Annotated in this window: 10 protein-coding genes; all 10 read right to left on the bottom strand. The window is 63.9% G+C overall.

Annotated elements, in window-relative coordinates; all coding sequences use genetic code 11:
* Positions 1-290: 290 nt before the first annotated feature.
* Genes ACF8FG_RS03310 through ccmA form a run of 10 tightly spaced genes read right to left on the bottom strand, consistent with a single transcriptional unit; the run spans position 291 to position 7636 of the window.
* Positions 291-707, bottom strand: coding sequence for a hypothetical protein (locus tag ACF8FG_RS03310; RefSeq protein ID WP_014590174.1), 417 nt, complete (start codon positions 705-707; stop codon positions 291-293).
* Between the two features lie 12 nt (positions 708-719).
* Positions 720-1916: a c-type cytochrome biogenesis protein CcmI gene (ccmI, locus tag ACF8FG_RS03315; RefSeq protein ID WP_014590173.1), complete on the bottom strand. Its 1197-nt coding sequence runs from the start codon at positions 1914-1916 to the stop codon at positions 720-722.
* Positions 1909-2385 (bottom strand): cytochrome c-type biogenesis protein, encoded by a 477-nt coding sequence (locus tag ACF8FG_RS03320; RefSeq protein WP_014590172.1) that lies wholly within the window; start codon positions 2383-2385, stop codon positions 1909-1911. Before ACF8FG_RS03320 ends, ccmI begins: the two co-directional genes overlap by 8 nt.
* On the bottom strand, positions 2382-2918 hold the full coding sequence (locus ACF8FG_RS03325; RefSeq protein WP_014590171.1) for a DsbE family thiol:disulfide interchange protein: 537 nt from the start codon (positions 2916-2918) through the stop codon (positions 2382-2384). The genes ACF8FG_RS03320 and ACF8FG_RS03325 overlap by 4 nt, the downstream gene beginning before the upstream one ends.
* Complete coding sequence (locus ACF8FG_RS03330; protein WP_014590170.1) at positions 2915-4903, bottom strand: heme lyase CcmF/NrfE family subunit; 1989 nt, start codon at positions 4901-4903, stop codon at positions 2915-2917. The genes ACF8FG_RS03325 and ACF8FG_RS03330 overlap by 4 nt, the downstream gene beginning before the upstream one ends.
* Entirely contained in the window at positions 4900-5355 is a 456-nt protein-coding gene (gene ccmE, locus ACF8FG_RS03335) for a cytochrome c maturation protein CcmE (protein ID WP_014590169.1), read from the bottom strand. Before ccmE ends, ACF8FG_RS03330 begins: the two co-directional genes overlap by 4 nt.
* A complete protein-coding gene (gene ccmD / locus ACF8FG_RS03340) occupies positions 5352-5528 on the bottom strand; it encodes a heme exporter protein CcmD (RefSeq protein WP_003254380.1) in 177 nt (58 codons plus the stop codon). Before ccmD ends, ccmE begins: the two co-directional genes overlap by 4 nt.
* Complete coding sequence (locus ACF8FG_RS03345) at positions 5525-6292, bottom strand: heme ABC transporter permease (RefSeq protein WP_010955058.1); 768 nt, start codon at positions 6290-6292, stop codon at positions 5525-5527. The genes ccmD and ACF8FG_RS03345 overlap by 4 nt, the downstream gene beginning before the upstream one ends.
* Before the next feature lie 46 nt (positions 6293-6338).
* Positions 6339-7007, bottom strand: coding sequence for a heme exporter protein CcmB (ccmB, locus tag ACF8FG_RS03350; protein ID WP_012051653.1), 669 nt, complete (start codon positions 7005-7007; stop codon positions 6339-6341).
* On the bottom strand, positions 7004-7636 hold the full coding sequence (ccmA, locus tag ACF8FG_RS03355; RefSeq protein ID WP_003254385.1) for a cytochrome c biogenesis heme-transporting ATPase CcmA: 633 nt from the start codon (positions 7634-7636) through the stop codon (positions 7004-7006). Before ccmA ends, ccmB begins: the two co-directional genes overlap by 4 nt.
* Positions 7637-7669 lie beyond the last annotated feature (33 nt).

Here is a 7669-nt window from a genome sequence, read left to right on the forward strand (position 1 = left end):
ACTTTTTGTCAAACGCGACAAAAAGTAACCAAAAAACGCTGGCTCCTATCATCCGGCCCCTGCGCTACGCTCCGGGGTCCCCTCGCTACGGTCTTGCTCCCGGGAGTACGCGCTGCAGGCCCCATCCATGGGGCCTCAGCGCTTGACGGGCATCCATGCCCGTCACCTCCCTTCGCAAGCCCTGCGCTCGGCCTCCTGAAGTCGCAATCTGCGTCGCCTGAACTACCGCGCGCTTACAAGCAAAAGCAGAAGCAGAAGCAGAAGCAGAAGCAGCAGATACAGAAACAGCGTTACTGCGCGAACGCCCGCCCCAACCCACCGGGTACACCACTGCTGTCAGTTTCCTGCCAAGGCCCATTCGGGCTCAACGACCAGCTCCAGCCGTTATCGAACCGATAGTAGGTACGCTGCCGGTAGAAGGTATTGGGCTGCTTCTCCAACACATATACACCCAGCTTGGGATCCCAGTGACTTGCCCCGCCAGGCGGTGGCGCAAAGCTGGCCGAGGTGCGCGGCATGGGCTTGGGTATCGCCGCCGGCTTGCTCGGCTGCGTGGCAGGCTGCCTGCCCGGCAAGGGCTTGACCACCGGCCCCGACGGCGGCACACGCTCGATCGGTGGCGCGGGCTGCTCGTACGGCTCATGCACCGTACACGCAGACAAACCCAGGGCCAGGGTAATCAGGGTCAGGCGGACGGTGCTGTGCATGGCATTGCTCTCTTACTGGTCTGGAGTGTCGATGGTCAGGTGCTGGGTAGCCTGGGTGGCGCTAGACAACGGAGCACCCTGGCCAATCCACTCACCCTGGGTAGGCTGACCCGCGCGTGAAACACGTGCAACCAGTTGGACTTCGGCATACTGCGACAGTTTCATCTGCGGCATCATCGCATCAGCATCAGACAACTCCACCTCGATCGGCAACTGCGCCACGGTCACCCGCTTGGCCGCCAGCGGCATCGGCGGGCCATTGCTGGCGCGAGCGAAGATAAACACCGTGTCGTCCGGCTGGACCTTGTCCTTCAAGGCAGCCGCCAGTTCCACCCGCACTTTCAGGCGAGCCGCCACAGGTGCAGGCTCGGTAGCCTGCACTGACGCGCCCCCCAGGCGCTCGGCGGCACGGTCGATCCCCCCCTGCAACGCCGCTCTCGATGCATCACCTTCTGGCAACTGCGCCAGCAAGCGCTTCCAGTAGTCGATGGCTTCCTGATAACGCTCACCTTCAAACGCGGCAATACCACGCAGGCCCAGGCTGGTCACCTCGTTGGGGTCCGCCTTCAGCGCTTCGTCAGTCAGCGCCTGCAATTGCGGGCTCCATTGCTTGTTGGCGGCAAAGTACTGGGCCTGGGCCCACTGCCCCAGCAGCTCGGGCTGGCGGCCAGCCAAGGCCACGGCCCGTTCGAACGTACGCGCGGCATCGGCCGGGCGCTGCTCGGCCATGTAGGCCCGACCAAGGAAATACATGGCCTCGGCCGAATCCGGCTGGGCCTGCACCACGCGCTCAAGGCGCGTAGTCATTTCTTCCATCGACTTGGGTGCCTCGGCAAACTCCTGGGTCAGCGCCACCTTGTCCGCCGCACCAAAATGCAGGTATAGCCCCAGCGCCATCAGCGGCACCAGTACCGCAGCCAGCAGCGGCAGGGCCTTGCCCAAATGCCCCTGGCGCGGGGCCTCGGCGCCTTCGGTATCGGCCAGCAGCTCGCGGGCAGCCTCGTCCCGGCCCTTGGCCATCTGCGCCTCATCAAGCACACCGGCGGCTTGCTGGGCCGCCAGTTCGGCGACACGTTCCTGGTAAAGGGCCACGTTCAAGGCCGTGCGGTCTTCTTCCTGCTGGCGACGGCGGCCACGCAGGATCGGGAGCAGCAAAAAGCTGAGGGCAGCGAGCAGCAGAAGGCCCGCGCTAAGCCAGAATTCAATCATGGGTCTGTTCTTTTTCCAGCAGTTTGGCGAGACGCTCGCGTTCTTCGGCAGACAACTCATCGGCGCCTTGCGCGGCCGTAGCACGGCGCCGGCGTACGATCACCGCCAGCACCACGAAGCCACCGGCCAGCAAGATCCCCGGGCCAAACCACAGCAGCCAGGTACGCCCGCTGAGCGCCGGCTTGTAGCGCACAAAGTCGCCATAGCGGTCGACCATGAAGTCGATGATCTGCTGGTTGCTCTGGCCTTCGCCGAGCATGCGGAAGATTTCCCGGCGCAGATCGGCAGCAATCGGCGCGTTGGAGTCGGCAATATCCTGGTTCTGGCACTTGGGGCAGCGCAGTTCCTTGGTCAACTGTTGGTAACGCTCGCGCTCTGCCTCGTCGCGAAACTGATAGGTGTCGATAGCCGCCTTGGCCACACCGGCCAGGCTCATGCCCAACACCGCAGCTGCCAGCCAGCGCCTCATGGCTTGGCCTCGTCGATCAGGCCCTGGTACAACGGCGCCAGCTGTTCACGCCAGACCGTGGCATCGACGATGCCTACGTGCTTGTAGCGGATGATGCCCTTGGCATCGATCAGGAAGGTTTCCGGCGCCCCATACACCCCAAGGTCCAGGCCCAGACTGCCCTGTTCGTCACGAATATCCAGCTGATAGGGGTTGTGGAACTCGGCCAACCACTTCTGCGCGGCGGCGTTGTCATCCTTGTAGTTGACCCCATGGATCACCACCCCCTGCTGTGCCAGCTGGTTCAGGTACGGGTGCTCGACCTTGCACGACGGGCACCAGGTGGCCCACACGTTGACCAGTGCCGGACGCCCCTGCAAGTCAGCCTGAGTCAGGGTGCGGTCCCCCTGTGTCGAAGCCAGGGAAAACGCCGGGAACGGTTTGCCGATCATTGCCGAAGGCAGCTCGTCGGGCTTGAGGAAAAGCCCCTTGTAGAGGAACACCGCCACCAGCAGGAACACTGCAAGGGGCACTACCATGATCCAACGCTTCATGCAGCTGCTCCAGACACGCCCAGGACATCACGCACCCGGGTCTTGACCTTGACGCGGTAGCGCCGGTCGAGGGCCGCCAGCAACCCGCCCAGGCCGGTCAGCAGACCGCCCAGCCAGATCCAGCGGACGTAAGGCTTTATATGTACGCGCACAGCCCAGGCGCCATTCTCCAGTGGCTCGCCAAGCGCAACGTACAGGTCGCGGGTAAAGCCGGCGTCGATACCTGCTTCGGTCATCATCGACTGCTGCACGGTGTACAGGCGCTTCTCCGGGTAAAGTGTGGTCACTTCACGGCCATCGCGGCTGACCACGATGGTGCCCTTGTCAGAGATGAAGTTCGGCCCCTCGAAGTGCTTGGCGCCCTGGAACAGGAAGTGGTAGCCACCCAGCTCCACGCTTTCGCCCGGCGCCATGCGCAGGTCGCGCTCGGCGCTGTTGTTGCTGGACAGCACCACGCCCAGCGCACACACCGCCAGGCCCAGGTGCGCCAGTTGCATGCCCCAGTAGCTGCGGCCCAGGCCCGGCAGGCCTTTGACCAGGCCCTTGTGGCGGGTCTTGTCGAGAATGTCACGCAGCCCGCCAAGCACTACCCAGGCGGCCAGGGCGAAGGCCGTCAGCGTCGGCCAGTCGAAGTCGTCGACGATAAAGCCGGCAACCGGGGCAAGGATGGCACTGCCGATCAATACCGGGGTCATCATGCTGGCCAGCCATTTGCCCGGGGTGTCCTTCCAGCGCACCACCACGCCCACGCTCAGCACCACCATCAGCAGCGCCATCAGCGGCAGGAACAAGGCGTCGAAGTAGGGCGGGCCGACCGACAGCTTGGCCCCGGTCAGGGCATCGAGCACCAATGGGTACAGGGTACCGAGCAGAATCATCGAAGCCGCGACCACCAGCACCAGGTTGTTGGCCAGCAGCAGCGTTTCACGCGACCACAGGGCGAAACCGACCTGGCTCTTGACCACCGGTGCGCGCAGGGCGAACAGGGTGAGCGACCCGCCAACCACGAACAGCAGGAAAAACAGGATGAAAATGCCACGCGAAGGGTCGGCGGCAAACGCGTGCACCGAGGTCAGCACCCCGGAACGCACCAGGAAGGTACCCAGCAGGCTGAGCGAGAATGCGGCAATTGCCAGCAGCACGGTCCAGCTCTTGAACACCCCGCGCTTCTCGGTCACCGCCAGCGAGTGGATCAGTGCGGTGCCCACCAGCCAAGGCATGAACGAGGCGTTTTCCACCGGGTCCCAGAACCACCAGCCACCCCAGCCCAGTTCGTAGTAGGCCCACCACGAACCCAAGGTGATACCAACACCCAGGAAAGCCCAGGCGACGATGGTCCACGGCCGCGACCAGCGCGCCCAGGCAGCGTCCAGCCGGCCGCCGAGCAAGGCGGCGATGGCGAAAGCGAAGGCCACCGAGAAGCCCACGTAGCCCATGTACAGCATCGGCGGATGCACGATCAGGCCAAAGTCCTGCAACAGCGGGTTGAGGTCACGGCCATCGGTCGGCACCTGCGGCAGCAGGCGCTGGAATGGGTTGGAAGTAATGATCAGGAAGCTCAGGAAGCCCACGCTGATCATGCCCATTACCGCCAGCACGCGGGCCAGCATCACTTGCGGCAACTGCCGGGAGAACACCGACACGGCAAAGGTCCAGCCGCCGAGGATCAGCGCCCAAAGCAGCAACGAACCCTCATGGGCGCCCCACACCGCACTGAACTTGTAGTACCAGGGCAAGGCGCTGTTGGAGTTGCTGGCGACATAGGCGACCGAGAAATTGTCTGTCATGAAGGCATGGGTCAGGCAGGCAAAGGCAAACGCCAGGAAGGCGAACTGCCCCCAGGCTGCCGGCCGCGCCAGGCTCATCCACAGGCTGTCGCCACGCCACGCGCCAAGCAGCGGCACACTGGCCTGCACGACGGCAAAGCAGATGGCCAGAATCATCGCCAACTGGCCCAGTTCGGGGACTACCAGTGCTGCGTTCATGGCTTCGTCTCTCCGCCGGTAGCGGCCTGGCCGCTTTCCTTCAGGGCCTTGGTGACTTCGGGCGGCATGTATTTCTCGTCGTGCTTGGCCAGCACCTCATCGGCTACCACCACACCTTCGGTGTTGAGCTTGCCAAGGGCGACGATACCCTGCCCTTCGCGGAACAGATCGGGAAGGATGCCGCGGTAGGTGATGGGTACCGACTTGTTGAAGTCGGTTACCACGAAACGCACGTCCAGCGAGTCGGCCGAGCGCTGCACCGAGCCTTTCTCGACCATGCCGCCGGCGCGGATGCGCGTGTCCAGCGGGGCTTCGCCGTTGGCGATCTGGGTCGGTGTATAGAACAGGTTGATGTTCTGCTGCAATGCGCTCAAGGCAAAGCCGACGGCAACCCCGACGCCGACCAGCAGGCCGACGATGAGCAACAGGCGTTTCTTGCGCTGCGGATTCACTGGTTGTTCTCCCGGCGCAAACGGCGCGCCTCTTCTTGCAAATAGCGACGACGAGCCAGCAGTGGCGCACCGACATTCAGCGCCAGCACCGCCAGGCAGATGCCATAGGCCGACCACACGTACAGGCCATGGTGGCCCATGGCGAGAAAGTCACCGAAGGTGGCAAAGCTCATTGTGCGGCCCTCCGCCCCAGGCTGTTCAATACTTCGTCCCTGACCCAACTGGCGCGTGCTTCGCGCTTGAGCACTTCAAGGCGCATGCGCAGCAGCAGTACGGCGCCGAAGAAACAGTAGAAACCCAGCGCCGTGCACAACAGCGGCAGCCACATTTCGGCCGGCATTGCCGGCTTTTCGGTAAGGGTGAAAGTGGCCCCCTGGTGCAGGGTGTTCCACCACTCCACCGAATACTTGATGATCGGGATATTCACCACACCGACAATCGCAAGCACCGCACAGGCCTTGGCCGCACTGTCACGATTACTGATCGCCTGGCCCAGCGCAATAATGCCGAAGTACAGGAACAGCAGGATGAGCATGGACGTAAGGCGGGCATCCCACACCCACCAGCTGCCCCAGGTCGGCTTGCCCCAGATGGCGCCGGTAACCAGCGCCACGGCGGTCATCCAGGCGCCAATGGGCGCGGCACATTGCAGGGCGACGTCGGCCAGTTTCATCTTCCACACCAGCCCCACCACCCCGGCCACCGCCAGTAGCACATAGCAGGACTGCGCCAGCATCGCCGCCGGCACATGGATATAGATGATGCGGAAGCTGTTGCCTTGCTGGTAGTCCTGGGGGGCGAAGGCCAGGCCCCAGGTGATGCCGACCAGCAGCAGGAGCACGGCAGCACCGGCCAGCCACGGCAGCATGCGGCCGCTGATGGCATAGAACCATTTCGGGGAGCCCAGCTTGTGGAACCACGTCCAGCTTATTTTCATCAGGGTACATCCAGGGTATTTGCCGGGCTTGAGAGCCCGGGACTCGTTATTCGCCGACGCTGATCTTCAGGCCGGCCGCTATCGCAAAGGGTGCCAGGGTAACGGCCAGGGCCGTCAGGCTGGCGAGCCAGAGCAGATGGCCGGTTGCCGGCATATTTTGCAACGCCGCTTGCAACGCACCACTGCCCAGGATCAATACAGGGATATACAACGGCAGAATCAGCAACGCCAGTAACAAACCTCCGCGTTTAAGGCCGACTGTCAGCGCCGCACCTACCGCGCCCAGCAAGCTCAATACCGGCGTACCCAGCAGCAGCGAACCGAGTAGCACCGGCAGGCAATGGCTTGGCAGCCCCAGCATCAGTGCCAGCAGTGGCGCCAACAATACCAGCGCCAGCCCGGAAAAGATCCAGTGCGCCAGCACCTTGGCCAGCACCAGCAACGCCAGTGGGTGCGGCGACAGCACCCATTGCTCCAGCGAGCCGTCTTCGAAATCGCTGCGGAACAGGCCGTCCAGCGACAACAACACGGCCAGCAACGCCGCCACCCAGACCAGGCCCGGCGACAAGGTTTGCAACAATTGGCTTTCCGGGCCGACCGCCAGCGGGAACATGGCCACGACGATGGCGAAGAACACCAACGGGTTGGCCAGTTCGGCCGGGCGACGGAACAGCAGGCGTGCTTCGCGGCGCAGCAACAAAATGAATACGCTCATGCAGCCCATTGCCCCAGGTTCAGTTCTCGGTAACCGGAGGGCTTGCGTTCCAGTGTGTGGTGAGTCGTCAGCACCACCGTGCCGCCCTGCTCGCAGTGGGCTGCCAGGTGCGCTTCAAGCTGCGCCACGCCTTGCTTGTCGAGCGCGGTGAACGGCTCGTCGAGAATCCATAGCGGCGGGCAAGCAAGGTGCAGCCGGGCCAGCGCCACACGGCGCTGCTGACCGGCCGACAGGGTATGGCAGGGGACGTCTTCGAAACCGCGCAGGCCGACAGCCTCCAGCGCCGCCCAGATCGCCTCGCGGCTGGCCGGCTGGTGCAGGGCGCACAGCCAGGTGAGATTCTCCTCGGCAGTTAGCAAGTCCTTGATACCGGCGGCATGGCCAATCCACAGCAGGGCGCTGGCCAGGGCATGTCGCTGTTCGGCCAGGGGCTTGCCACCCAGCAGAATCTGCCCGGCCGTCGGCTGCATCAGCCCGGCCAGCAGGCGCAACAGGCTAGTCTTGCCACTGCCGTTGGGGCCACTGATCTGCAGCATGTCGCCGGCGCCCAGCTCGAAATCGAGCTGCTCGAACAGCAGGCGCCAGTCGCGCTCGCAGGCCAGGCCTGCGGCTTGGAGGTGAAGGGTCACGGTTTCGCCTTATCTTTAGTAGGGCTTTGGAGC

This window comes from Pseudomonas sp. YQ_6 (assembly GCF_043103245.1).
Taxonomy (GTDB): Bacteria; Pseudomonadota; Gammaproteobacteria; order Pseudomonadales; family Pseudomonadaceae; genus Aquipseudomonas; species Aquipseudomonas alloputida.

Coding starts and splice junctions, on each gene's coding strand:
- ACF8FG_RS03320 (WP_014590172.1), bottom strand. CDS start 2,385: ATGAGGCGCTGGCTGGCAGCTGCGGTGTTGGGCATGAGCCTGGCCGGT.
- ACF8FG_RS03325 (WP_014590171.1), bottom strand. CDS start 2,918: ATGAAGCGTTGGATCATGGTAGTGCCCCTTGCAGTGTTCCTGCTGGTG.
- ACF8FG_RS03345 (WP_010955058.1), bottom strand. CDS start 6,292: ATGAAAATAAGCTGGACGTGGTTCCACAAGCTGGGCTCCCCGAAATGG.
- ccmB (WP_012051653.1), bottom strand. CDS start 7,007: ATGAGCGTATTCATTTTGTTGCTGCGCCGCGAAGCACGCCTGCTGTTC.
- ccmD (WP_003254380.1), bottom strand. CDS start 5,528: ATGAGCTTTGCCACCTTCGGTGACTTTCTCGCCATGGGCCACCATGGC.
- ACF8FG_RS03310 (WP_014590174.1), bottom strand. CDS start 707: ATGCACAGCACCGTCCGCCTGACCCTGATTACCCTGGCCCTGGGTTTG.
- ccmI (WP_014590173.1), bottom strand. CDS start 1,916: ATGATTGAATTCTGGCTTAGCGCGGGCCTTCTGCTGCTCGCTGCCCTC.
- ACF8FG_RS03330 (WP_014590170.1), bottom strand. CDS start 4,903: ATGAACGCAGCACTGGTAGTCCCCGAACTGGGCCAGTTGGCGATGATT.